General features: G+C 44.7%; 27 protein-coding genes. 16 read left to right on the forward strand and 11 right to left on the reverse strand.

The features are described from left to right. Nucleotides 1–38: 38 nt before the first annotated feature. Genes Q0230_RS00430 through Q0230_RS00455 form a run of 6 tightly spaced genes read right to left on the reverse strand, consistent with a single transcriptional unit; the run spans nucleotide 39 to nucleotide 6726 of the window. Nucleotides 39–1346 (reverse strand): DUF58 domain-containing protein, encoded by a 1308-nt coding sequence (locus tag Q0230_RS00430; RefSeq protein WP_298607017.1) that lies wholly within the window; start codon nucleotides 1344–1346, stop codon nucleotides 39–41. After that, the gene (locus Q0230_RS00435) at nucleotides 1343–2329 is read right to left on the reverse strand and encodes a MoxR family ATPase (protein WP_298607019.1); all 987 of its coding nucleotides are present in this window, start codon (nucleotides 2327–2329) and stop codon (nucleotides 1343–1345) included. Before Q0230_RS00435 ends, Q0230_RS00430 begins: the two co-directional genes overlap by 4 nt. Then, nucleotides 2326–3510: a DUF4350 domain-containing protein gene (locus tag Q0230_RS00440; RefSeq protein WP_298607021.1), complete on the reverse strand. Its 1185-nt coding sequence runs from the start codon at nucleotides 3508–3510 to the stop codon at nucleotides 2326–2328. Before Q0230_RS00440 ends, Q0230_RS00435 begins: the two co-directional genes overlap by 4 nt. Beyond that, a complete protein-coding gene (locus Q0230_RS00445) occupies nucleotides 3507–5060 on the reverse strand; it encodes a hypothetical protein (RefSeq protein ID WP_298607023.1) in 1554 nt (517 codons plus the stop codon). The genes Q0230_RS00440 and Q0230_RS00445 overlap by 4 nt, the downstream gene beginning before the upstream one ends. 5 nt (nucleotides 5061–5065) lie before the next feature. Then, nucleotides 5066–6046, reverse strand: coding sequence for a stage II sporulation protein M (locus tag Q0230_RS00450; RefSeq protein ID WP_298607025.1), 981 nt, complete (start codon nucleotides 6044–6046; stop codon nucleotides 5066–5068). Further along, nucleotides 6043–6726, reverse strand: coding sequence for an RDD family protein (locus Q0230_RS00455; protein ID WP_298607027.1), 684 nt, complete (start codon nucleotides 6724–6726; stop codon nucleotides 6043–6045). Before Q0230_RS00455 ends, Q0230_RS00450 begins: the two co-directional genes overlap by 4 nt. Nucleotides 6727–6867: 141 nt before the next feature. Here Q0230_RS00455 and Q0230_RS00460 point away from each other — a divergent pair, with 141 nt between their 5' ends. Continuing rightward, nucleotides 6868–8235 carry a M17 family metallopeptidase gene (locus Q0230_RS00460; protein ID WP_298607029.1) on the forward strand — a complete coding sequence of 456 codons (1368 nt, stop codon included), beginning with the start codon at nucleotides 6868–6870 and terminating at the stop codon, nucleotides 8233–8235. Nucleotides 8236–8282: 47 nt separating this feature from the next. Here the strand turns inward: Q0230_RS00460 and Q0230_RS00465 are convergent, their stop codons facing one another. After that, nucleotides 8283–9125, reverse strand: a complete 843-nt coding sequence (locus Q0230_RS00465) for a neutral zinc metallopeptidase (protein WP_298607030.1) — start codon at nucleotides 9123–9125, stop codon at nucleotides 8283–8285. Between the two features lie 125 nt (nucleotides 9126–9250). Here Q0230_RS00465 and Q0230_RS00470 point away from each other — a divergent pair, with 125 nt between their 5' ends. The 5 genes from Q0230_RS00470 to rpoS all read left to right on the forward strand — a co-directional run bounded on the left by Q0230_RS00470 (nucleotide 9251) and on the right by rpoS (nucleotide 12590). Beyond that, nucleotides 9251–9886 (forward strand): RNA polymerase sigma factor, encoded by a 636-nt coding sequence (locus Q0230_RS00470; RefSeq protein ID WP_298607032.1) that lies wholly within the window; start codon nucleotides 9251–9253, stop codon nucleotides 9884–9886. Further along, nucleotides 9886–10293, forward strand: a complete 408-nt coding sequence (locus Q0230_RS00475) for a DUF3619 family protein (protein WP_298607034.1) — start codon at nucleotides 9886–9888, stop codon at nucleotides 10291–10293. The genes Q0230_RS00470 and Q0230_RS00475 overlap by 1 nt, the downstream gene beginning before the upstream one ends. A 23-nt stretch (nucleotides 10294–10316) precedes the next feature. Then, nucleotides 10317–10538 (forward strand): hypothetical protein, encoded by a 222-nt coding sequence (locus Q0230_RS00480; protein ID WP_298607036.1) that lies wholly within the window; start codon nucleotides 10317–10319, stop codon nucleotides 10536–10538. Then, a complete protein-coding gene (locus tag Q0230_RS00485; protein WP_298607038.1) occupies nucleotides 10535–11005 on the forward strand; it encodes a DUF3106 domain-containing protein in 471 nt (156 codons plus the stop codon). Before Q0230_RS00480 ends, Q0230_RS00485 begins: the two co-directional genes overlap by 4 nt. Nucleotides 11006–11579: 574 nt before the next feature. Then, the gene (rpoS, locus tag Q0230_RS00490; RefSeq protein ID WP_298607040.1) at nucleotides 11580–12590 is read left to right on the forward strand and encodes an RNA polymerase sigma factor RpoS; all 1011 of its coding nucleotides are present in this window, start codon (nucleotides 11580–11582) and stop codon (nucleotides 12588–12590) included. Nucleotides 12591–12623: 33 nt separating this feature from the next. Here the strand turns inward: rpoS and Q0230_RS00495 are convergent, their stop codons facing one another. Then, complete coding sequence (locus tag Q0230_RS00495) at nucleotides 12624–12992, reverse strand: Mth938-like domain-containing protein (RefSeq protein WP_298607042.1); 369 nt, start codon at nucleotides 12990–12992, stop codon at nucleotides 12624–12626. A gap of 108 nt (nucleotides 12993–13100) precedes the next feature. On the opposite strand from Q0230_RS00495, the gene alaC reads away from it, so the two are divergent. The 5 genes from alaC to Q0230_RS00520 all read left to right on the forward strand — a co-directional run bounded on the left by alaC (nucleotide 13101) and on the right by Q0230_RS00520 (nucleotide 18066). Then, nucleotides 13101–14303: an alanine transaminase gene (gene alaC / locus Q0230_RS00500; RefSeq protein WP_298607132.1), complete on the forward strand. Its 1203-nt coding sequence runs from the start codon at nucleotides 13101–13103 to the stop codon at nucleotides 14301–14303. 26 nt (nucleotides 14304–14329) lie between these two features. Next, complete coding sequence (locus Q0230_RS00505; RefSeq protein WP_298607043.1) at nucleotides 14330–15640, forward strand: homoserine dehydrogenase; 1311 nt, start codon at nucleotides 14330–14332, stop codon at nucleotides 15638–15640. A gap of 69 nt (nucleotides 15641–15709) precedes the next feature. Continuing rightward, the gene (gene thrC / locus Q0230_RS00510; RefSeq protein WP_298607044.1) at nucleotides 15710–17137 is read left to right on the forward strand and encodes a threonine synthase; all 1428 of its coding nucleotides are present in this window, start codon (nucleotides 15710–15712) and stop codon (nucleotides 17135–17137) included. 4 nt (nucleotides 17138–17141) lie between these two features. After that, entirely contained in the window at nucleotides 17142–17501 is a 360-nt protein-coding gene (locus Q0230_RS00515; protein ID WP_298607045.1) for a hypothetical protein, read from the forward strand. A gap of 91 nt (nucleotides 17502–17592) precedes the next feature. Further along, on the forward strand, nucleotides 17593–18066 hold the full coding sequence (locus Q0230_RS00520) for a phosphatidylglycerophosphatase A (protein WP_298607047.1): 474 nt from the start codon (nucleotides 17593–17595) through the stop codon (nucleotides 18064–18066). Nucleotides 18067–18120: 54 nt separating this feature from the next. Here the strand turns inward: Q0230_RS00520 and Q0230_RS00525 are convergent, their stop codons facing one another. After that, nucleotides 18121–19686, reverse strand: coding sequence for an MFS transporter (locus tag Q0230_RS00525; protein WP_298607048.1), 1566 nt, complete (start codon nucleotides 19684–19686; stop codon nucleotides 18121–18123). Nucleotides 19687–19865: 179 nt separating this feature from the next. Between Q0230_RS00525 and Q0230_RS00530 the strand changes: the two genes are divergently transcribed. The 4 genes from Q0230_RS00530 to Q0230_RS00545 all read left to right on the forward strand — a co-directional run bounded on the left by Q0230_RS00530 (nucleotide 19866) and on the right by Q0230_RS00545 (nucleotide 23139). Beyond that, nucleotides 19866–20648 carry an SDR family NAD(P)-dependent oxidoreductase gene (locus Q0230_RS00530; protein ID WP_298607050.1) on the forward strand — a complete coding sequence of 261 codons (783 nt, stop codon included), beginning with the start codon at nucleotides 19866–19868 and terminating at the stop codon, nucleotides 20646–20648. A gap of 2 nt (nucleotides 20649–20650) precedes the next feature. After that, nucleotides 20651–21388 carry a carboxy-S-adenosyl-L-methionine synthase CmoA gene (cmoA, locus tag Q0230_RS00535; RefSeq protein WP_298607052.1) on the forward strand — a complete coding sequence of 246 codons (738 nt, stop codon included), beginning with the start codon at nucleotides 20651–20653 and terminating at the stop codon, nucleotides 21386–21388. Continuing rightward, nucleotides 21385–22380 carry a tRNA 5-methoxyuridine(34)/uridine 5-oxyacetic acid(34) synthase CmoB gene (gene cmoB / locus Q0230_RS00540; RefSeq protein ID WP_298607054.1) on the forward strand — a complete coding sequence of 332 codons (996 nt, stop codon included), beginning with the start codon at nucleotides 21385–21387 and terminating at the stop codon, nucleotides 22378–22380. The genes cmoA and cmoB overlap by 4 nt, the downstream gene beginning before the upstream one ends. A 63-nt stretch (nucleotides 22381–22443) precedes the next feature. Next, nucleotides 22444–23139 carry a 2OG-Fe dioxygenase family protein gene (locus Q0230_RS00545; RefSeq protein ID WP_298607056.1) on the forward strand — a complete coding sequence of 232 codons (696 nt, stop codon included), beginning with the start codon at nucleotides 22444–22446 and terminating at the stop codon, nucleotides 23137–23139. Here Q0230_RS00545 and Q0230_RS00550 read toward each other — a convergent pair. Then, nucleotides 23120–23452, reverse strand: coding sequence for a DUF2007 domain-containing protein (locus tag Q0230_RS00550; protein ID WP_298607058.1), 333 nt, complete (start codon nucleotides 23450–23452; stop codon nucleotides 23120–23122). The two genes, Q0230_RS00545 and Q0230_RS00550, sit on opposite strands and share 20 nt — an antisense overlap. Nucleotides 23453–23680: 228 nt before the next feature. Here Q0230_RS00550 and Q0230_RS00555 point away from each other — a divergent pair, with 228 nt between their 5' ends. Next, nucleotides 23681–24382, forward strand: a complete 702-nt coding sequence (locus Q0230_RS00555; RefSeq protein ID WP_298607060.1) for a DUF533 domain-containing protein — start codon at nucleotides 23681–23683, stop codon at nucleotides 24380–24382. A gap of 67 nt (nucleotides 24383–24449) precedes the next feature. Here Q0230_RS00555 and Q0230_RS00560 read toward each other — a convergent pair whose 3' ends face one another. After that, complete coding sequence (locus Q0230_RS00560; RefSeq protein WP_298607062.1) at nucleotides 24450–24620, reverse strand: hypothetical protein; 171 nt, start codon at nucleotides 24618–24620, stop codon at nucleotides 24450–24452. Between the last annotated feature and the right edge of the window lie 174 nt (nucleotides 24621–24794).

The raw sequence follows: 24794 nt of genomic DNA on the forward strand, positions 1-24794 counted from the left end.
AAGCCCTTGTACAGTGCTTAACAATAAAATTATATTCTTTATAAAGCACCAATGCGCTTAATTTCTAAATAACGATTAATCAATTGTGTCGATAACTCTGTTGGAGGTACGTCTAAGCACAAAGTTCCCGTAGCACGCACGCGCTCTAGGGTTTGTTGGCGTAATTGCAAATAATGTTGGGTGGCTGATTGCTCAAGCGTTTCTTCTAAATGATCAACTGGCTCGGTTAGTTTTTGGTCTAGAGCGAGTTCGCGCATACTGGCCAGCAAAAGCAAATGACGTTTGCGCAGTAAGTTTAAAGCCGGTAGCAAATCGTCAGTGTCCTCATCACGCAAATTGGTAATTAGAATGACTAGGGCGCGTTTTTTATGGCGAATTAACAGTTGCGCTGCGGCTTGACTATAGTCTGGTGCTTGTAGGGTCGGCTGCAAATCATACAGCGCATTGAGGATTTGATTTAAGCTGAGTTGTCCTTTCTTGGCAGGCAACCAACGTTCCGCTCCTCCAAAAGTGGCTAAGCCCACCGCATCACCTTGTTTCAAGGCTACATAAGACATCAGCAAAATTGCATTCAGCGTATGGTCAAAATGCGAAAGCTCGCCATCTTTAGCTTGCATACGATGTCCACAATCGAGCAAAAACACAATATCTTGATCGCGTTCATCTTGATACTCACGTGAGATAGCCTTATGCATGCGGGCACTGGCTTTCCAGTCAATTTGCCGTAAGCTATCGCCCGCTCGGTATTCCCGAAGTTGATGAAAATCTTGACCTTCTCCCCGCCGTCTACGCTTCATAATCCCTAAATGACTTAAATGGTTATCGGTGGCGAGCAGAGCATATTGGGAAATCGCCGCGAAATTGGGATAAATGCGTACTTCGGATTCCCGCTGGATTTTGTAATCATGCCACCATAATTGCAGTGGGGAGCGTACACGCACTTGTACTTGTGGAAAGATAAACTTACCGCGCTCTAAAGGAAGAATGCTGTAAACCGGTTCGGCATATTGACCGGCTGGCAAACTCAACTGCAAAGGCAAACCTTGTGCTTGCACTTGTTGCGGGTAATGATCATAAATGACTAAATTTAGTGCCTGTTTACCCGTATGGCGTAGACGTAATTGAATTAAACGTTTGATACCGACTGGTAAACTAGCTGGTAACTCCCGCTCGATTTCTAAGCCATGTTTCGCTAAAGACAAGAAGCCATCTACTATCCATAAGCCTAAACTTAACCCTAAGACCAGATACCAGACTAGCAATAAGTTAGGTAGGAAGCTGACTAAAACAGCTAAGGCAAGGTTAACAGCCAGCAGATAGAAGCTGCGGCGAGCAGGCAAAATCATTGGCGCGGTGCTTCCGTTGTTTCCAGTACGGAACTTAGGACATGATCGGTGTTATAACCTTCCAGTTCCATTTCGGGGGCTAGGGACACACGATGGCGTAACACAGGTAAAGCTACTTGTTTAATATCATCGGGATGTACAAAGTCACGGCCTTCTAATAAAGCATGTGCTCGCGCTGCACGCACTAACGCAATGCTGCCCCGTGGTCCTGCGCCAAAACGTAAACCTTGGCCTTTGCGAGTGGCTTGAGTGATACGCGCTGCATAATCAACCACGGCATGATCCACTGCAATTTGCGCGGTCACTTGTTGCATGGCTGAAATTGCCTCAGGGGTCACAATCGCTTTCAATTGCTCCAATTGGAAACGATCACCCACTTGCTGCTTAGTGACAGCATTCACCATCGCAATTTCTTCTTCTAGATTTGGATAGTCGATATATATTTTCAGTAAAAAACGGTCGAGTTGCGCCTCTGGCAGTGGATAAGTGCCTTCTTGCTCCAGCGGGTTTTGGGTAGCTAAAGTCATAAAGGGCAGCGGGACTGGATAAGCAGTGCCTTCAATAGTCACTTGCTGCTCTTGCATAACTTCTAGCAAAGCGGATTGGGTCTTCGCCGGGGCGCGGTTAATTTCATCCGCAAGGAGCAGATTAGTAAATACTGGGCCTTTGCGTACATCAAAGCGCTGATTATGCATATCAAATAGCACATGCCCACTAATATCCGCGGGCATTAAATCAGGCGTGAATTGAATACGAGCGAACTGCCCTGTAATCGTCTTGGCTAAAGCACGTACTAACAAAGTCTTGCCTAAACCCGGAACACCTTCAATCAGCACATGTCCACCCGCTAACAGTGCAATTAAGGTTTCACGAATCACAGTCTGCTGGCCGATGAGCGCTTTAGCGATTTCAGTATGAATTTGCTCAGCTAAACGGCTGGCTTGATCCAAACTCAAACTAGGAGTTGGCAGAATTGCATTCATGTTGTTTTCCTTAGCGAATTAGCAAGTTGTACCAATTTTATAAACTCAGCATCCGTTAATTGTGACGCTGTTAACAAATGGTGCAGAGATGAAGTTTGCTCCAAGGGGAGTTTTAAGTGCTGGGTTAATTGTTCGGTTTGTTGGGGTGCTGCTAACCATTGCCAGCCCGGAATCTGTGTACGTGCGGTTTGGCGAATAGCTTGACGAGTGCTTTCTAACAGTTGCTTTTTACCTTCATTTTGGCGCTTCCACATAAACTGACCACTGGCTTTAATATGCTCAAGAATACGCCGCCGCTCAGGAATAGGCTCTGGAATAAACGCTCCAAAGCGTGGAATTAAAGCCCAGAAACTAGCCAGTAATAATAAGGCGACCATCCATAATACTGGCGAAGCATATTGCATTAATAAGGTTCTTAAGCCGGGTAAAGTATCTTGATTAATCAGCCAAACTTGCTTGAAGTCAGGCTTATGGCTATGCAATAGCCACCAAAAAAATTCGGCGTGATCCACCTTATCAATCTGATGATTTTCAGCAAATTCTAAAGTCGCAGCTAAGCTAATTAAGCCTTGTCCATGCTTAATTTGCAGGAGGAAGTTTTTTGCATTGGCTTGATAAATTTGCGCATTGGGATTGTTAGTCAGTAGCTCGTTGAAGAAGCTTACATCCACCTTTAGGGACTTAGGCTGGGTTGCTAGTTGCAAGCTAAAAGGTAAGTCTTCTTCATCGAAGACTTGGCTAGTACCAATTTCAATCTGTAAAGCCTGTTGCAGATGATCACGGTTTTCAGTTTCTGGTTTGTGCTGCTCTTCGTCATTAGCTTCTTCTGTAGCATCTGTATAATCAACACGTGCACGCGTTACTAAATGTCCACCAGCTGCGACCCAATCTAAGAGTGTTTGAGTTTTTTGCTGTGTCATTGTATAGCGGTCAGTGTCTAGCACAATCACGGTATCTGTATCGGGTAACGATAACAAGCCATCTTGGCGCAGAGTAGGGATGCCCATGCGCTTTAAAAATAAGCGTGCAGCGAACAAGTCATTGCTACCAGCTTCACCTCGATAGCCGGTATAGCTATCAATTTCCTTCAATTCGTAGTTCTGTACAAACCAAAGGCAACCGACACCAAAGATGACGATAGCCAGTAGACCCACAACCCAACTTTCCCACTTGATCCTCATGTGCGCACCTCAACAGCGTTGGCATCTAAGCGAGGAGTTTGGAATTGATTCCAGCCTGTAAATAAAGGCTCAATTTCTTGAAAGCTTGGGCTACGATGGGCATAGGCAATGGTTTGCCAGAGCTTAGTAAGGGTACGCAAATAGGTATAGCGCTCAGCTACAGTGGTCGGTTTGGCAAGTTTGAGGATGTCACCTTCGGTATGGCTGGCTTGAATCGCTAAACCTTCTTCATGGGTCAAAATTACCAAAGCGCCACGATACAATAAGCTTAAAGCCTCGCGGGTTTTTCCGGCTTGCCATAATTGATGAGCAGTTCCGGCAATATCATCGGGTAAGGATTCGGGACGAATATCTAAACCAAATAAAACTTCCGGTGTAGTGATTATGTTGGTTTGTTTGCGCAAAGGTGAAAGATAAGCCAGAATTTTTTGACGGTAAATAATAGCTAGAATAACTGCCACAATGACGGCTACCCACAGCAAACCTTTAAAGATACTTGCAAATAACTGAATAAATTCATCTGAAATCCTATCATTTGACTGCTTGCTTTCTTGCTGATTTTTAGCCACCCAAGTTTTCACTTTAATGCGCTTATTTAACTCATCTAAAGCCATCACTTCTTGAATTTTTGCAGCGGCTTGCTCAGGAGTTAATCGTTCTTCAGCTAAAAATTCATGTTGTGATTCATAATATTGGGCATATACCGGAGTGTTAGTACTTAAGTACAAGCTACCAATGACTAAAGTTATTAAGAGGCTGGATAAAACAGAGCTACTAGTTTTAGCTAACTGATTTAAACGCCCACCGAGATTACGAAAAGCGATTTCTATATCCCAAGCTTCTAGTTGTGTACGCCGGTTGATATACAGCATAAAACCTGCTGCTACATAGAAAGGTTCAAGCACTAAAACGGCTAGCAGATAAAAAACAAAATCCATCAACATGCGCCAATATTGAGTATCAATATCTAGATCGCCGCGAAATAAACTTTTAATATGCTCCCAAGCAGCGCCAGTGGGATCAAGCATTAAAATTAAAGCATAAAGCGATAGCACAACGATAAATTCTAAATGAATGCAACCCAGAGTAAGCCATATCGCATTGCTATGGCCTTGTAAATACATCAGTTCTTTACGCTCTTTTAAGGGTTTGCCACGCAAACCTTCCAATTGCCAAATCGGTAAGACATAACTACGTGATAAAGAAAAGCGCCGATAAGTTAATCCACTCAATAAGCCTGTTTGGCGAATTAACTGCGGTAAAGCCGAGAAGGCTTCAGCGAGACTCGTCGTTTCATTAAACAACTGACGGCTAAGTATATAAAGTAAGAGGCGATCAAACAGTGGCTTAAACCACCACACTACTAAGCCTGCAATCGGTAAATAGGCTTCTGGTAACAATAACCAAATAGGCAGCGCGAGCATCAACATCAAGAGCGCATAGGGCAAGATTAGGGCTTTCCAATGTTGCTGTACAAAGGCAAAACCTAAATCAATTGCTTCCCAAGCAGAGCGTTGACGAACTTGAATATTGAGATCAGTTAATTTCATGCGCGCTACTCACGTCCAACACGCACAAAGTAGAGAATTACCAAGGCCCAGAGGCTAACTCCCACTGCATATTTAACTTGCGGAGGAATAATAGCTTGAGAGGACCAAAAAGCCTCAATAAAAGCGGCCATAATGAACAAGGTCGCAGCCGCGTAAACAATTTGAATAGCAATGCGGCTATTATCCAATAAAGCTAAACGGCGTGATTTACGCCCCGGCATAACTAAGGCTTCAGCTAATTTCAAGCCCGCTGCACCGGAAAGCACAATGGCTGTTAATTCAAATGCACTATGCCCCGCGACAAAGCTCCAGAAGGTCTCGATATAACCAATTTCGGTTAAATGCCCCGCGACTGCACCAATCACTAAGCCGTTATATAACAAGAAAAATAAGGTACCTAGCCCAAAGGTTAAACCACCCGCAAAGGTCTGAAAACCAATGCCTGTATTGTTACGAATATAATAGCCAAACATCAGCACATCACTATCGGCTTCACGTTCTCGCCCAAAACGTGAGGTGTTTTTGGGGTCGTACATCATCTCCATTCCCGCCACTTGCTCACCATCGATGACTGAATAAACCAGTTCGGGTTGGATTTGAATGGCAATAATCATGCTAATCAGGCTGCCAAAAAATAACGCCGCTGCTAAATACACAACTTTACGTTCTTGCCGCACCAGCTGTGGTAAGGCTCTTAAAAAGAACTCAACGAGGCGTTGCCAAAAATGGAGACGACTTGAGTAAAGGCGGTTATGCCCACGGATCACTAATTGATTTAACCGCTCAATCAATAAAGGGCTATACATGCGTGATTGCGCTAAAGCCAAGTGATGACAGACATGCCGATAAACTTCTGGAAAATCGAGCGTGGCCTGTTCAGCTTGTCGTTTATTGCGTTCTTTGCGTGGTAAGTCCTGAAAATCTAGCCAAGCTTCAAGTTGGCTCCACAAAGGCTCATTAGTTTGCACGAAAATAGATTGTTTCATGCTTGTTTTCCTATCAGCCAGCTAGCAATGCTGCGTAAATGCGCGGCTGGATCCTTTTTATTTTTCACTAAGCTTTCTGTGAACTGTGCAAGTTCTTGTTGGCGTTCGATGGTTAAAGTGGCCTCCCGCTGCGCAAATAAAATCAATGCTTGTTGCTCGGGTAAAGATAAAGACACATTCGCTGGCTCTGGGTTGGCTAAGATTTCACGTTGGCTTAAGACAGGTAAACTCTTATGAAGCACTACAGTATTTGCCGCTAAATCACCTAAACGCTGAAAACGTTTAGTTAATAATGTACTGGCTAAACCAAATCCATAAAAAAATGGTAGGAAATCAACCACCCGTAATAGATTCCGAACCACTGACGCTGCTGGTGAAATCGGGCTGGCATCAAGTTGTGCTACATAAATATTAAGTAAGCGTTTGCCTGGTGTTTGGCCCTGATAACGTAGTTCGAACCAAACTGGGTAAAACCACTCTAATAAAAAAATTAAAATCATGGCAAGACCCATACCTAGGCTGCCTAGGAAGGCTAATAGAATGAGGATGAGTAAACTGACACCTGCACGAATCATGAGATCCACTAACCACGCTAAGGTGCGTGGCACAGGGCCTGCTGGTGATAGCTCTAAAGCAATGCCCTCCGGTGTATTCACTGTATAAGTGGTATCCAATCGCATGATTAATTCTTGTTGATATCAGAGTGCTAGTTTTGGGCAAATGCCTTATGCTTGTAAATTCTTTAGCCAAAGCATGAAGTCAGGCTGCTGGCTTGTCAATTACAACACGATAAAGTTCACAATAAGTAGAGACGTCATTTTATGTTCACCTATGAAAAAACTGAGACGGCCATCCCTATTCGTTTAGTTACAGAAACTAGTTTAGCCGAAATTAAAACAGGTATTCATGAATCAGGTCGGAATTGGCTCACGGTGCAGGGTTATCGTGGCAAACCGAATACCGTTTCTTTAGTGCCTGATTCAGCTGGGCGCTTAGTACATGTTTTTTATGGACTGAATGATAGCGAGGGTATGCTCTGGGCTTTAGCGGGTTTACCCAACTTATTGCCAACGGGTGAATATTTCCTCGAAGGGGATTGGAACGATGAAGATCTCACGCAAATGTTGGTGGGTTGGGGTTTAGGCCATTATCGGTTTGATCAATTTCGAACTACAGAAGAACCCACCAAACCGATTTTATATGTAAGCCAAGGCGCTGCGCGTATTAATGCGATGGTTGAGGCGATTAGTTTAGTGCGTAATCTGATTAATATGCCTGCTAATCACATGATGCCACAGGATTTAGAGCAAGTTGCCCGCCGCTTAGCCGAAGTCCATGACGCAGAAGTGGATGTGATTACCGGGAGTGCTTTATTAAAAGAAAACTTCCCAACGATTCATGCGGTAGGGCGCGCGAGTGTGCATGCGCCACGCTTAATTGAATTAAATTGGGGGAATCAAGACGATCCTTTAGTCTGTTTAGTGGGTAAAGGGGTTTGTTTTGACACTGGTGGCCTCGATATTAAGCCTTCTTCGAATATGCGTTTAATGAAAAAAGATATGGGTGGTGCGGCGCATGTTTTAGGTTTAGCTAAATTAATCATGCAGCTTGAGCTACCCATCTGTTTACAGGTACTCATTCCTGCCGTGGATAATGCGATTAGTGGTGATGCATTCCGCCCTGGTGATGTGCTCCATACTCGCTTAGGGAAAACGGTTGAAATTGATAATACCGATGCGGAAGGGCGTTTAATTTTGTGTGATGCACTCGCTTATGCGGCTGAAAATGATCCGGATGTGATTATTGATTTTGCTACTCTCACAGGGGCTGCACGAGTGGCGATGGGAACAGAAGTTCCGGCCTTTTTTGCTAATGACCGTTCCTTGATGCAAAAGCTGCAAGCGGCGTCTACGATGAGTAATGATCTGATTTGGAATTTGCCATTGCATAAACCTTATTTAGAAAAGCTGCGTAGTCAGGTAGCTGATTTAAGTAATAGTGGTGATAGCTATGGTGGGGCGATTACCGCCGCTTTATTTTTAAATGAATTTGTCCCCAATCGGATTCCGTGGGCGCATTTCGATGTGATGGCTTGGAATTTACGCGCTCGCCCTGGACGTCCGATAGGCGGCGAAGCGATGGGCTTATTTGCCGTGTTTAAGTATTTAGAAATGAATTTTGCGGAGTAAAGCCTAAGCACTAGCCTCTCAAGACGGAGAGGCTAGTGCTTGTGAAGTTAGCGAATGCTCGCAAAAGTATCACAACGATTCATATCGCCATATTGCAAACCGGTTTTAAACCATTTAACCCGTTGCTCAGAAGTCCCATGCGTAAAGGCATCTGGGTTCACACGCCGTCCAGACATGCGTTGTAGACGATCATCGCCAATCGATGCAGCCGCTTGTAAGCCTTCTTCAATATCACCCGCTTCTAGTGTATTGAAGTTTTTTTGTGCGTGATTTGCCCAAACTCCCGCATAACAATCCGCTTGTAGCTCTAGTAGCACTGAAAGCGAATTTGAATCGGCTTCACTTACTTGTGACTGTAGGCGGCTAACTTTAGTAGAGGTTCCCATTAAGTTCTGCACATGGTGAGCCACTTCATGCCCAATCACATAAGCACGCGCAAAATCCCCGGGTGCACCTAAACGGCGTAATTCTTGGAAAAAACTTAAGTCAATGTAAACTTTTTGATCCGCTGGGCAATAAAAGGGGCCACTCGCTGCTGAAGCATAACCACAGGCCGATTCGATTTGTTCACTAAATAGCACTAGGCTTGGCTCTTGGTATTTGCGACCTGCTGCTTGGAACATCGGCCCCCAGACATCTTCAGTTTGTGCGACAATAGCAGAAACGAAGTCAGCATCTTCTTGTTCTTCAGGTGTAGGCTGTTGTACGGTCATAGTCGTGCCAGCGAGGTTATTACCCGCAATACCTAATAGCTGCATGGTGTCAGCGCCCATGAGCCAAGCCACGACCAACATCAAAATTAAACCAATACCACCCACTTTGGCGGGCGCACCCATGCCAGTACGTCTATCTTCAATATTGCTGCTGCGTCTGCCAGATTTCCAAAGCATGACTTACTCTCCTAATGAGGGTTTCGAGGAACTTTTGCCAAAGAATTCTTTCACAGAAAGAACTTAAACACTACTAGTGTCAACGTTTGGTGTGGTAAACCGTTATCAAGGATGAACCAAGCATCATGTTAGTACAAGGAATTCAACAACAAGGGTTCGTTTCTGGCGATAAGCTAGTCATGTCAGGCGACCCGTTGGGGAGTAAGGAGGCAAAGGAGCATGATCTGAGCTCAAGCATGACAATGAATCACTTCTTAGCAAGTGTAGAAAAAAGGGCTTTTATTACAGCGCGACTAGCCACTCAAAATGAAGAAGATGCTCTCGATATTGTGCAAGATGCGATGTTGGGCTTGGTACAAAACTATAGCCAACATCCACAAGCTGAATGGGGTGCGCTTTTTCATAGTGTCTTGCATAGCAAAATCAATGATTGGCATCGGCGTCGCCAAGTTAGGCAGCGTTGGCGAGTCTTTTTCAATGATTCTACCGAATCAGAGGAAAGACCAGAGCCTGATGAACTAGTTGCACAGACACAGTTTTTAGAACCTGACCGACAACTACAAAATGATGAGCTAAGCCAACGCTTGGTGGAGTTGATTGGCAAGCTACCTTTGCGCCAGCAGCAGGCTTTACTCTTGCGTGCTTGGGAAGGTTATGACATTGCAGAAACAGCAAAAATCATGGGCTGTTCAGAAGGTAGCGTGAAAACCCATTTGGCGCGTGCGATGCGCCAAATGCGCGATTATCTGGGAGAAAATTAATGGAGAACAGGCGGGATACGGAGAGCTTAAAAGCACTTGAACAAGGTTTAAACCGTGAAGCCGAGCATTTAAGCCCGCAGATTCAAGGCAGGCTACAACAAGCGCGGCAAAAAGCTTTATTAGAGTTAAATAAAGCGCGTACAGTTAAGTCTCAAACGGGCTTTGCAGCTTGGTTAGGTGCTTGGAGTTTCGTAGATGCTAGACCGAGAGCAGTGCTTGCAGGTTTAGTAGGAGCAACAGTGATTAGTTTAGGCTTGCAGCTATTCTTTAACCATTTGTCTGACAATTCTTTGAGCAATTCAGAGGTGTCGTCCAAAAATTCTGCAGATGTGCTAATGTCTAATGAAGACATTGAGTTTTTAGACAATATGGATATTTATGAGTGGCTAGCCGCTGAATACAGTTAAGCCGCTCGCTTAGGGAGCACATCATGTTAAGGAAAGGATTCCTTTCTCTCGGTTTTATCTTAGGACTGAGTTTATGGCCTGCTTATGCCGAAGAGTCGGCTGATGAATTAGCAGCGATGATTGAATGGTGGGACGACTACGGTCGCTATTGGAGTGAACTAGATAACCCTGATTCTAGTAGCGATACGATGATGTTTTCCTTATTGGATGGTGAGCGCGTTCCCCTCAAGGATGCGATTCAATGAAATCACTTACTGGGTGGCTATTACGTTTAAGCCTAGGCTTATGGCTTGGCAGTTTATGCACTTTTAGTTGGGCAGGAAGCCTAAGTTGGGAGAGTTTAAGCTCTCAAGAACGCAAAGTCTTACAAGAGTATCAGTCGCAATGGTCAGGGTTTTCGATTGAGAAGCAAAGCAATTTGAAGCGTTGGGCTGCTTTACCTGCTAGTCAACGTGCACAGATTCGCTCTCAATATACACAGTGGAAAAATTTACCTCTCACTCGTCGTATTGCTTTGCAGCAGAAATTAGATCATTACCGTAGCTTACCCACTGATAAGCGGGAAAAAATTAAAAAATGGCGGAGTTGGATCAAAAGCTTACCAATGGCAGAGCAGCAAAAACTGCGTGAACAATGGTCGGCTATGAGTAGCAGTGAGCGTAAGCGTTATATTCAAGATCTTGCTAAACAATACGGAGCACCGCCTTTATAGGCTTAGCTGTTTGTAACCGTTTGTCTCTAAAAACGGTCAGCTCCTCTGACTTTTTCTTGGCTTATACCTACCTATTAAAAAACAATCCACTTTGGGTATCTGCTGGCAGCGGCTTTGAGTATTGATCATGCTAATCAAGGCCAAAAATTCTCTCTATCAAACACATTTTGTATAATAAATTGTGTAGTTACCAAAATAAGTAGATTTTTTAAGAAAAAATCTAGAAAGCTTATAACTTAGCTATTTTTATATTTCAGCAAGCTTAGTGGGTTAGTCTGAGCAAAGAAGCTGAGTTTTACCAAATTTCCGATGAAATGCTGATTTCATTCAGCCTGCATTCAGATTAAATTTACAGCGATTTTTGACGTTTTTAATAATTCTCTATAATAATCATAATCTTGTATTTTTGTTAAGTTTTCGTTAAGGTCTTTAAATCTCGAAAGCTTTGTGCTACTTTGCAGAAAAATAAATAGGAAAGTTTAAGCTTAGGTGTCGACTGAGGGAGTCAAAAAGTGCGTTAACAACGCCATAACTAGCTTGTTGGCCTGATACAACCCCACAGAGGAGTGATGCAATGCATAGCCTACAGACTCATTCCAACCCAGAGGAAGAAAACTTCACTTTGGGTGAGGACGACAGCATTGAGCTTGAAGAGCTTGATGAGTTAACCGATGAGTCAGAAGATTTGCTAAGTGTCGATGGTTCCGATGTACTAGCTGATTCCACCTCGGAACGTGTTAGTCAATCCACAGAACGTGATGCTGCCCAATTGTATTTGCGTGAAATTGAGTTTTCACCCTTATTAACCCCTGAAGAAGAGATTCACTATGGGCGTCTGGCACGTGCAGGCGATGAGCTAGGCCGAAAGAAAATGATCACCTGCAATTTACGTTTAGTCGTAAAAATTGCCCGTCGTTATCTAGGTCGAGGCTTGCCATTACCGGATTTAATTGAAGAGGGTAATTTAGGCCTGATTCATGCGGTAGAAAAATTTGATCCTGAGCGTGGCTTTCGTTTCTCCACTTATGCAACATGGTGGATTCGGCAAAATATCGAACGTGCCTTGATGAATCAAACCCGCACGATTCGCTTGCCGATTCACGTGAATAAAGAGCTGAATGCGTATATGCGCAAATTGCGCGAAATGACGCAGCAATTAGGTCGAGAACCAAGTTTGCCAGAAATGGCTGAAGCTTTAGGACGCCCGATTGACAGTTTGCGTAAACTCTTAAGTTTCAACGAGCATGTTTCTTCCCTAGACACCCCAGTTGGCAAAGATGGCGACAGCCCCTTGGTCGATTTTGTTCCAATGGAAGAAGAACGCGAGCCAGCAGCGGTCTTAGAGGATGAAGACATCAGTCATTCAGTTGAAAATTGGTTGAGCCAGTTGGATGTGAAGCAGAAGGATGTGATCGTGCGTCGTTTTGGTTTGCATGGCTATGAACGTTCTACTTTAGAACAAGTCGGCGAAGAGCTAGGTTTAACCCGTGAGCGCGTGCGGCAAATTCAAATGGATGCTTTAAAACGCTTACGCCGTATCTTAGAAAATAAAGGTTTATCCGGCGAAAGCTTGTTAGGTATCTAGTCAAGTAACTGTTAGTCCCTTCATGCCCTATTTTTATGGAAATAGGGCGGCTGCCACAGTACGGCCTTCGACTAACAAAATTGTGTAAGTCCGGCAAGCGGCGTCAGTGGTCATCAGTTCAAATCCAATCCCATGCTCCACTAAAGCACGATAGATGGCGGGAGTGGGTAAACTCGCACTAGCACCGCAACCTATTAAAATGACCTCAGGTTTTAAAGCAAATAAAGGGTCTAGTTGTTCAGGGCTTAGTTCTTCAAAGCTTCCGGTCACCCAATCACTTATTAAAGTTTGCCCACTCACAATAAACGGCTGAGTTAGGCGCTGATTCTGGATTTGCACCCAACCCCTATCATAAGCTTGAATGAGGTAAGTCGCTTGAGGTTGATCTTCGCTAAACTGCATGAGTGGCTCCTCGGTGGCAGCATTGACAGAACTGTATAGTCGATTGTAATGTGACCGGCTGCAAATGGCCCCAGCGATGGGTAGTATTCATAGATGGGTTTCAATATCGTGCAAGACGATTTTCAACGAATAAACCGCTTACCGACTTATGTATTCAAGATTACCGATGCCTTGAAGCGCGAAGCGCGTGCACGTGGTGAGGATATTATTGATTTTGGTATGGGAAATCCAGACCAACCAACGCCTAAACACATCGTCGACAAATTAGTGGAAAGTGCTCAGCGGCCTGATACACATCGTTATTCCATGTCTCGTGGGGTGCCACGCTTACGTAAAGCCATTAGCAATTGGTATAAGCGTCGGTTTGATGTCGATATTGACCCTGAAACTGAAGCGATTGTCACGATTGGTTCAAAAGAAGGCTTAGCGCATCTAGCTTTAGCCACTTTAAGTCGTGGTGATACGGTATTAGTGCCCAATCCTGCCTATCCGATTCATCCCTATGGCAGCATTATTGCGGATGCGGATATTCGTCATGTGCCCTTAATTGAAGGCAAAGACTTCTTTGCTGAATTAGAAGCTGCCATCAAAAATTCATGGCCGAAGCCTAAGATGCTCATTATTAACTTCCCCGGCAATCCAACCGGACAGTGCGTTGAGCTAGATTTCTTTGAGCGGGTGATTGCGATTGCTAAAGAGCATGATATTTGGGTGATTCATGACATCGCTTACGGCGAGATTTGCTTTGATGGCTATCAAGCACCGTCGATTCTGCAAATTCCGGGTGCGAAGGATATTGCGGTCGAATTTTACTCGCTCTCCAAAACTTACAATATGCCGGGCTGGCGGGTGGGTTTTATGTGCGGTAATCCGACCTTAGTCAAAGCCTTAGAGCGTATGAAGTCTTATTTAGACTATGGCATGTTTGCACCGATCCAAATCGCTGCGATTGCTGCTTTAGATGGCCCACAAGATTGCGTGGATGAAATTCGTAGCATGTATGAAGCCCGCCGCAATGTTTTGTGTGATGGTTTAAATGCAGCAGGCTGGCAGGTAGAGCGTCCAAAAGCGAGTATGTTCGTTTGGGCAAAAATTCCTGAGCGTTATCGCGCGATGGGTTCACTTGAGTTTGCTAAAAAACTATTAAATGATGCGCATGTGGCGGTTTCTCCAGGGATTGGCTTTGGGCAATATGGTGATGACCATGTGCGTTTCAGTTTAATTGAAAATGAGCACCGCACCCGTCAAGCAATTCGCGGGATAAAACAAATGTTCCGTCAGGACGAGTTAAGCAGTCCGGCGCAATCATAAGTAAAAATTAGATTTAAGGAGTACACATGAAGCCTGTTAAGGTGGGTTTGTTAGGGCTGGGCACCGTCGGTGGTGGTACTGCAACGGTTTTATCACGTAATGCTGAAGAGATTGCCCGTCGTGCTGGGCGCGGTATTGTGATTGACTATGCGGCTGCTCTCGATACCAGTCACGCCGCCAAGCTCGGTTTATCGGGTGTGCGTCTCAGTAACAATGCGATGGATGTGGTCGAAGACCCGGATATTGAAATCGTCGTGGAGCTAATCGGGGGCTATAACTTAGCTAAAGATTTGGTCTTACAAGCGATTCAAAATGGCAAGCATGTTGTCACTGCCAACAAAGCACTGATTGCGCTCCACGGCAATGAAATCTTTGCGGCCGCGCAGAAGAAAGGTGTAATTGTCGCTTTTGAAGCAGCCGTTGCAGGTGGTATTCCGGTCATTAAAGCGGTGCGTGAAGGCTTAGCGGCTAACCGGATTGAGTGGTTAGCAGGGATTATTAATGGTACTAGTAACTTCATTTTGACCGAAATGCGCGATAAAGGGCGCAGCTTCGCGGATGTCTTAGCTGAAGCTCAAGCGTTGGGTTACGCCGAAGCTGATCCGACCTTTGATGTGGAAGGTGTGGATGCAGCGCATAAGCTCACCATTCTGTCCTCGATTGCGTTTGGTGTGCCTTTACAGTTCAGTGAAACTTATGTGGAGGGGATTTCTAAGATCACTCCAGAGGATGTGAGCTATGCGTCTGACTTGGGCTATCGGATTAAATTACTGGGAATTGCCCGCCGTACTGAAAAAGGCATTGAGCAGCGGGTACATCCGACCTTAATTCCCCGCAAGCAATTGATTGCAAGTGTGGATGGAGTCATGAACTGCGTAATGGTACAAGGTGATGCTGTCGGTTCTACCTTGTATTATGGGCGTGGTGCGGGTGCTGAACCAACAGGTTCTGCAGTCGTAGCGGACATCATTGATGTAGTACGTGCGATGACTTCTGACCCGAATAATCGCGTGCCGCATTTAGCCTTCCAAGCCAGCACTTTAGCCGATACACCGATTCTGCCTATTACTGAAGTGGAAACCGCTTTTTATTTGCGCATGCGAGCAGTCGATAAGCCGGGTGTGCTGGCGGATGTGACCCGCATCTTAGGTGATCGCTCTATCAGCATTGAAGCCTTCTTACAGAAAGAGCCTGCTAAAGCGGGTGCTGAAGTGGATATTATTATGCTGACGCAACGGGTACGCCAAGGCAATATGAATGAGGCGATTACTGCTATTGAGCAACTCGATAGTATTTGCGGCTCAGTCACTAGCTTGCGTGTGGAAGCACTGAATTAGCCCTCAACTAAAATCCATGAAAATTCTCTACTCCTCTCAATTCTTGAGGGGAGTTACAAGGTTCCAGTTATGAAATACATCTCGACTCGCGGTCAGTCGCCCGCTCAATCTTTTAGTGAAATTCTACTTGGTGGCTTAGCGCCGGATGGTGGTTTGTATTTGCCGGACAGCTACCCGCAGCTTAGTGATGCTGATTTAACTGCTATGCGCACGATGAATTATCGCGAATTAGCCTTTGCGGTGTTATCACGCTTTGCGACCGACATTCCTGCGGCAGATTTAAAAGCCATCATTGATAAAACCTACACAGCGGCTGTGTATTGCAATGTACGTGAGGGTGAAAATCCTGAAGATATTACACCACTACATACTTTAGAGCCGAATCTGCATCTTTTATGTTTATCCAATGGGCCAACGCTCGCGTTTAAAGATATGGCGATGCAGCTCTTGGGTAATCTATTTGAATATGTCTTAGCGAAGGCGGGGCAGGGAATTAATATTCTCGGTGCGACTTCGGGGGATACCGGCTCTTCGGCAGAATATGCAATGCGTGGTAAAAAGGGTGTGAATGTCTTTATGCTTTCGCCTCACGGCAAAATGAGCCGTTTCCAAACCGCACAAATGTTTAGCCTGCAAGATCCGAATATTCATAATATTGCGATTAAAGGCGTATTTGATGATTGCCAAGATATTGTCAAAGCAGTCTCGAATGATCATGCCTTTAAAGCTGATTATAAAATTGGGGCAGTCAATTCAATTAACTGGGGGCGCATTTCTGCCCAAATTATTTATTATTTTAAAGGTTACTTTGCAGCCACCACTAGCAATGACCAACAGGTAAGCTTTGCTGTCCCTTCTGGGAATTTCGGTAATGTCTGCGCTGGGCATATTGCGCGCATGATGGGTTTACCGATTAAGCACTTGATTGTGGCTACCAATGAAAATGATGTGCTCGATGAGTTTTTCAAAACAGGCGTCTATCGTCCGCGCGGTGCAGCGAACACTTATCATACCAGTAGCCCGTCGATGGATATTTCTAAAGCCTCTAATTTCGAGCGTTTCATTTATGATTTAGCAGGTCAAGATGGCTCGCAAGTCCGGGCGTTATGGACGAAGATCGAGCAAGGTGGAGCTTTTGATTTAGCAGCACAAGGCTTATTTAAAGAGGTAGGCAAATTTGGTTTCCAATCAGGTGCAAGTAGCCACGCCCATCGGATTGAAATGATCCGTAAGATTTGGCAACAATATGGTTTGATGATCGACACACATACCGCAGATGGCTTGCAAGTTGCGCTGGAGCTACGTGAAGCGGATGTACCTATGTTAGTTTTAGAAACCGCTTTACCAGCTAAGTTTGAAGAAACTATTCAAGAGGCTTTAGGCCAAACACCCATGCGCCCACAAGGGATGGAGCAATTGGAGCGTTTGCCACAGCGTTTTGAAGTCATGGCTGCGGATGCAGAAGCGGTGAAGCGTTTCATTCAGACACATATCTAAATTGATGAAAGAGACTCAGGTTTCTGCTGCAAATTTTGAGCAGCATGAAGCCCTAGCGATTAATGAGGTGCAGCTTCTGTTAGCAGAGAAGCGCACCAGCTTGTCGATTTTGCGCACCGGTTTGGCAGTACTGGTGCTGCCGATGACGGTGACTAGCTTTTTGATCGCAACCTCTAGCCATTATCAATGGTTGAATATCTGGTATTTTCTGCTGCCCTTAATGCTATTAAATCTATTATTAGTAGTTTTAGGGGCTTATTTGATTCTGCATTCGATGAAGAAAATGTTGCATTATGATCGCCTAATCCACCAACTTTGTTTAGAGCATCCCGTACTTAAGCATTTGCTTAATCCTAAACCATAGGATTAAGGCTGTTGACTTGAGTTTGAGGCCTGTTTTTTAGATGGAGTTAGGCAGTTAGCCTAATAATTTTATTTCTAACCATGATTTCCTTATGAGTTTAGCAAAGACCGTTTTTCAATCACCGATTCATATCACTGCTTTTGGCTTAGGTAGTGGCTTAGCACCTGTTGCTCCTGGAACCTTCGGTACTTTAGCAGCGATTCCGTTTTATTGGATTTTGTCGCTATTTCCGCTGTGGTTTTATTTTACCGTGATTGTGCTTGCCATTGTGGTTGGCATTTGGGTCTGTGGCGAATCAGCTAAACGGTTGGGGGTGCATGATCACGGTGGCATCGTTTGGGATGAATTTGTTGGTTTTTGGATTACGATGTTTGCTGCACCTAGTGGACTCGTTTGGGTCTTGGTGGGTTTCATTGTCTTTCGGATTTTTGATATTTGGAAACCTTGGCCGATTTATATTGTGGATGACAAAGTAGAAGGTGGCTTAGGCATTATGTTGGATGATGTGCTTGCCGGTGTGTATTCACTGGTGGTTATGCAGATTTTAGCGTTTGTCTTCGCTTAAGACGCAAATATACCAGTTTAGGTAACTTTTTTAAAAAACTGCCCTTGGCCTCAGCTAAATTTGGGTAGAGTTATTGTCGGCTGGCTGAATAACCAAATTTTTACTCGCAATTAATACTAACCCAATCACTGGTAAGCCAATCAGTGTGGTGAAAGTAAAAAAGCTCGGATACCCAATCGCATCAACCATCGTACCGGAATAGCCGCCAAGCACTTTAGGAAATAAAGACATGAGCGAGCTAAAAATGGCGTATTGAACTGCTGTAAAAGACACGCTGGTTAGTGCGGATAGAAAGGCGACAAAAGCTGCACTCGCAAAGCCCGCTGCTAAATTATCTGAGATCACAGCTAAATAAAAAATAGGCAAGTTGTGTCCAGTTAAGGCTAGGCCTACAAAGACTAGATTGGTTAAAGCCGCTAACATAGCCCCCCAGAGTAAACTTTTCATCACGCCAAAGCGTGTGGCGAATAGGCCACCTAAGATTCCACCCAAGACACTGACTAAGACACCTACTGTTTTCACAGCAGTCGCGATTTCCTCTTTGGAAAAATTTTGGTCTTGGTAAAACACATTAGAAGCAGCGCCGAGCACAATATCGCTAATCCGATAAAAGCCAATCAGGATTAATAAGAGGGTGGCAGTCTTGATACCATAGCGTTTAAAAAATTCAGCAATTGGAGCTACCCAAGTTTCAATAGCAATGCTGCGATCCACTAAACCCGCACGGACGAGTAAATAACCCGCTAGAAAAGCCATGCCTACCGCTAAAGCGAAGCGCAGAGTTTCTAAAATAAAACCAGTTAAGACCCCATCGCCAAACAGATTTTTTAAGTTGATAAAGATGTCATCGGTAAAGAAAAAAGTCAGGACAAAACTAGTAACGGTGCAAGCAAACACCAACACTAAGCGGAAATAATCTCTGGTGGTGTAAGCTAGCTGGCTTTCTTTATGCGCTGGCTCGGGGATAACCAAGGTAGTCAGTACACCGATTAGCATGATGGCGGCCATAATGAAGTAAGTCCAACGCCAAGCAGTGTAAACATAATGGTCTTTTTCTGAGCCAAAATAAGAGGCTAAATATAAAGCTCCTGCACCGGCCACAATCATCGCTAACCGATAGCCGACGATATAAGTTGAAGACATTAAAGCTTGTAAGCGGGTTTCAGCCGATTCGATCCGATAAGCATCAATCACAATATCTTGAGTAGCTGAGGAAAATCCGAGTAAAACCGCTGCAAAGGCCATTAAAGTGACGCTGTTTTTACTCAAAGCAGGGTCAATACTAGCCATCGCGATAATCGCTAGAATAATCATCCCTTGTGAGAGCAACAGCCATGCGCGGCGTTTACCTAAAACTCGGGTTAAAAAGGGCAAGGGGAGTTTGTCAATCAGTGGTGCCCAGACAAATTTGAAGGAATAACCCAAGGCTGCCCAGCTAAAAAAGGTGACTGCTTTGCGTTCGATACCTGCTTCACCCAGCCATAAAGACAGGGATGAGAAGATCAGTAAAATCGGAATCCCTGCAGAAAAACCTAAAAACAGCATAGTCAGTACGCGCGCATCTAAAAAATTGCGCAAAGTCTCGCTCCAGCTGATAGGGGTATTTGTGGCTTCAGTCATAGATGCAATCGCCCGCTTATTTTGTGATTGAGTTAACGGACACCAAGCCGCTAAAGTTTACTGTGTAAGCATGATTAACCAAAGATTTTAAGCTGTCACCTATTTTTGATCCTTTTCATATAAGCAGGGCACATTTCGCGTTATCATGCCGAACTTTTCCAGCGGTCAGGAGTGTTTCCATGCAGAGCGAGTTACTCAATTATCTACCCGCCGACGGGTTGTTACATGAGCGCGTGATTGTCGTCACCGGCGCTGCGATGGGGATTGGTAAAGCGGTAGCCATTCAGTATGCTCGTTTGGGCGCAACGGTTGTCTTGGTGGATAAGCAAGAATTGATGCTCGATGCGGTCTATGACGAGATTGTACAGGCAGGCTATCCTGAGCCAGTAATTTGTAAGTTGGATTTAGCTGAAGCGACGAGTGACGCTTATTCAAGTTTGGCTCTAATGATTAAGCAGGAGCTAGGGCGCTTAGATGGGCTACTCCTGAATGCGGCTTGGTTAGGCGCTTTTATGGCCATACGCCAGCATGATTTAGATTTGTGGACGAAAATGCTGCAAGTCAATCTGAATGCTAATTTCCTATTGGTGCGTGCTTGTTTGCCTTTATTAGAACAGTCGCCCGATGCTGCGATTGTGTTTTCTACTGACACGACTGACCGTGCTTATTACGGTGGCTTTGGGGTGAGTAAAGCCGCCATGAATGCTTTCTGCGATATTTTAGCCCAAGAATATGATGCTAAGCCTTTTATTCGGGTGAATCGGATTCACACGGGACCGGTACGCACTAGTCTACGCGTCTTAAACTTCCCCGGTGAGCATGCCGATAGCAATGTGCGCCCTGAAGCAGTGGTTGGGCCTTATTTATATTTCATGGGGCCGGATGCTGCGCAACGCACAGGGGAAAGTTTGCAATTGGATAAATTGCCTGCCGATTTTCGTTGGGTGGGTGAGCAAGGCTAGTGATGGCTACTGACTCTCCACGCGATCAGATTTTTGCAAAGCCGCAACAGGTGGTGGATTTTGCCTTTACCGCTGCGGTTGCCGATGTTTTTCCCGATATGGTGCGCCGCTCAGTACCCGGCTATGAAACGGTGATTAGCCAATTGGGGGTGTTAGCGCGGCGCTATGCTCAGGCCAACAGTGCAGTTTATGATCTAGGTTGCTCCTTGGGCGCTTCGACCTTAGCGATGGCTTTACAGGTGCGAGAGCCACAAGTGCAGTACATTTGCATAGACAATTCTGAGGCGATGATTCAGCGCTGTGAGCAGCGTTTGCAGCGGCAACTACCCGCAGGTAGCTTCCAAACACTTTGCGCAGATATTTGCCAAGTACCCATGCAATCCGCTTCGGTGATTGTGTTGAATTTCACTCTGCAATTTATTGAATCAGCTCAGCGCCAAGCTTTAATGCAACGTATTTATGAAGCCTTATTGCCGGGTGGAGTGTTGATTCTTTCTGAAAAAATCAAATTCACCGATGTACAGCAACAAGCTTTAATGACTGAGCTTTATATGGAGTTCAAACGCGCCAATGGCTATTCCGAGCTAGAAATTAGCCAAAAGCGTTCTGCTTTAGAAAATGTGCTGCTGCCAGATACTATCGAAATGCATCAAGAGCGCTTGAAATTGGCTGGGTTCGGTGAAAGCTTAGTTTGGTTTCAAAATTTCGTATTTGCGTCTATTTTAGCGGTGAAAGCATGAGTGCTCTACTCGATAAACGCTTGGCAGAAGCTTATCAGGATTTAGCAGCTACCCGCTTAGCAGCTTGGCTAACGACTTTGCCGCAACAAGTGCAGGCCGCAGTTTATGAAGCGCCGCATGGTAAACGCGAGCTTTGGTTAGAGACTTTAGAGCAATTACCGAAGTTAGCTGCTAGTAGTATCGATTTTACTCAAGGCACGGTAAGAATTGGGCAAGCAAGTGATCTAAATACAACGCAAGCCGTTGCACTAAGGTCAGCTTTAGAGGTTTTTATTCCTTGGCGTAAAGGCCCGTTTGAAGTCTTTGGGATTCCAATTGAGACAGAATGGCGCTCGGATTGGAAATGGGAGCGGGTTGCGCCGCATTTATCATCTTTGCAAGGACGCTTAGTCTTAGATGTTGGCTGTGGGAGTGGATACCATCTCTGGCGGCTGTTGGGCGCAGGTGCTCAGCAAGTGATTGGAATTGATCCTAGTTTATTTTTCTTGATGCAGTTTCAAGCTATCAAGCATTATGCAGGGCAACAGCCTGTGCATTTCTTGCCTTTAAAAAGCGAAGATTTGCCTGATTTCCAAGGCAAGGGTTTTGATACAGTGCTGTCGATGGGGGTGCTCTATCATCGGCGCTCACCTTTGGATCATTTGCAAGAATTAAAAAATGCCCTGCGTGTAGGGGGTGAATTAGTCTTGGAGACTCTGATTATTGACGGTGATGAGCGCACGGTACTGATGCCCGAAGATCGCTATGGTAAAATGCGTAATGTCTGGTTTATTCCTTCAGTGGCGATGTTGGAGTTATGGCTGCGGCGTTTAGGTTTTGAAGATATTCGTACGGTGGATGTTACCCCCACTACCACCGCTGAGCAGCGCTCAACTGATTGGATGCGTTTTGAGTCTTTAAAGGACTTTCTGGATCCGCAGGATGCCAAACGTACTATAGAAGGCTATCCAGCGCCTGTGCGTGCAGTGATAATTGCCACAGCCCCTAAGTGATCTGGGCAATTCACTCGAAGACGAGTAAATTATTAGTCTTGACCGAAATAATATGGAAGGATCGTGAACGCACAGCTTAATCAACTCGGCTTTATTGCAGCCGTGGGTGACTCTCAGAATCGCTTACAAACTCAATTGCGTCAGCAGATGGCGCATGCGTATCAGCGCTTTTGTCGAAGCTGGAATCAACTCTTGCCTGATCCTTATCTGCGCGATGGTGGGCGCTATCGCTTGCGCCGTTATTCAGTCTTCCATTGGCAATATGGCAAGTTAAAGCAGCTCCCACATGAGCCGCATTATCAAAGCAGTTACCACAATGCAGTGCATGGTGGTTTTAATCGCCATTTCCGCGCATGGCTGCCGACTACTGTGTCGAATCCTGTATTTAAAACTCTGATTGCATGGTCGATAGAGCAATTTAGTACGAATCCGAGCCAGCTCTGGCGGATTCAAGCGCATCAGTTTCGGATTGTGGCTTCTGCTTTAGCAGAGGGACGGCCAACACCGGAGGGTGTGCATAAAGATGGGGCTGATTACATCCTAATTATGTTACTAGATCGGCATAATGTGCAGGGTGGGGTGAGTCATATTTATAACAATCAGATGCAAGCGCTTGGTCAATGCATTTTGAGTACGAGTACCGATTTGCTTTTAGTGAATGATCATAAGGTTTATCACGGAGTGACACCGATTCTGCCTGAAGACAAAAGCCAAGCGGCTTGGCGGGATGTGTTAGTGCTTACTTTCCATCGCCAATAGGGATGCTAGGTGGTGCAGCTTGTCCACACTGCCAGCAGTTTTGAAATTGAGTTTCTAAAACCTCCTTGCAGTTTTGGCAAACCCAGACACCTGCGCTAGGTTGCTTTAAAGTTGCCTGAATTAATTCAAGCGCTTGTTGCTCATAGGCTTCGTCAACCCATAGTGAAGGCCAAGTTTCAACAAACGGCAATTCACCCATTGCACCATTCAAAAAATAATTACGTTGTTGGCAAGGAATGCCTGCATTTTCTAACACCTCTTGAATAAACCCCGGCATGAGTGGCGTTGCAGCGGTGTAAACTTTTTTTAACATAGAAACTGGCTCGGTAGTTTACGAAAGACTTAGCTGTGAAATTATTAGCAAGCTCTGCAAAAAATACCAAGTTATTTGGATAGGATTGATCTTTGGAATGACGGCACTAATCATTACGGAATCTTGAGCTATGTTCAGATAAGTTACATGCTAAGCTTCAACAGCTAGTTCTCAGTACCAACTGATTAGTTTTAATTGAATGTACTTTAAAAAATAGTGGAGTAGATAATGAGTTTAGTCAAAACCTTAGGGCGGGTTGCGTTTGGTTTAATTGTTGCACAAGCCTCGAAAAAATTATTAGGAGGGCGTGGTGGTGTCTTAGGTGGTTTATTAGGTGCAGTTTTAGGCGGTGGCGCGACTCGCAGCACAGCAATTGCAGGTGGGATTGGTGCCCTCTTAACCAGTATGCTGGCAGGAAAAACAGCTCAAGCAAGCAGTAGCTCAAATAGTAGTTCAGGTGGCAATATCCTTGGTAGCCTCTTCAATATGCTTGGCGGTAGTTCGCCCACTAAAAATACCGATATGGGTTCAGTCTTTAAAGCAGCCTTAAACGATGAGCCAGTGCATGCTACAGCAGAGGATGAAAAGCACGCTGCTATTTTATTGCGTGCCATGATCAGTGCCGTAAAAGCCGATGGCGTCATTGATGATAATGAACAGGCTAAAATTAAAGAGCACCTCAAAGATGCTTCACAAGCAGATATTGACTTTGTAACCACTGAACTAAGAAAACCTTTAGATTTGCAAGGCTTGATTCAAAATGTTCCACAAGGCATGGAGAAACAAGTGTATCTAATGTCTTTGCTGGCGATGACTTTAGATGATCCGCGCGAAGTTAAATATATGCAGGATTTATCAGCGGGTCTAAATATTTCTGTAGCAGAGCGTAATAGTATTCATGATCAGTTGAATATTGGGCGCTTGGCTTAATCAGAAAGATATTCACTTTAAGAAATTGATTTGACGAGAAGCAGGCAAGTTGCTTCTCGTCCTCAGGTTAAACCGTATTGATTGCGGTAGATGCTGCTATTAAGTGACGTACCGCTGGAATAGCTAGTATCTTTATCACCCATATTAATAAGAAGATGAAGCATGACACTCCAATAGCTAGGGTTAATGCCAGTAATAACTGGCAGATAGAGATGATGACTCTTTCAAACATATCCATGCTTACCTCCTTAAATATTTGAGTCGATAAGTGATTATTTGAGCTGCTGTTAACGTTCTCCTAATCTCGTTTAATCCAGCATTAAGCTCATTAAACTGGACATTACTGTCCTGGTCAAGTGCCTAAATTATTGTTTTAAAAAGAGTATTATCTAAAAACTGTCCTTAAATTCAC

This window comes from uncultured Thiothrix sp. (genome assembly GCF_937876535.1).
Classification (GTDB): Bacteria; Pseudomonadota; Gammaproteobacteria; order Thiotrichales; family Thiotrichaceae; genus Thiolinea.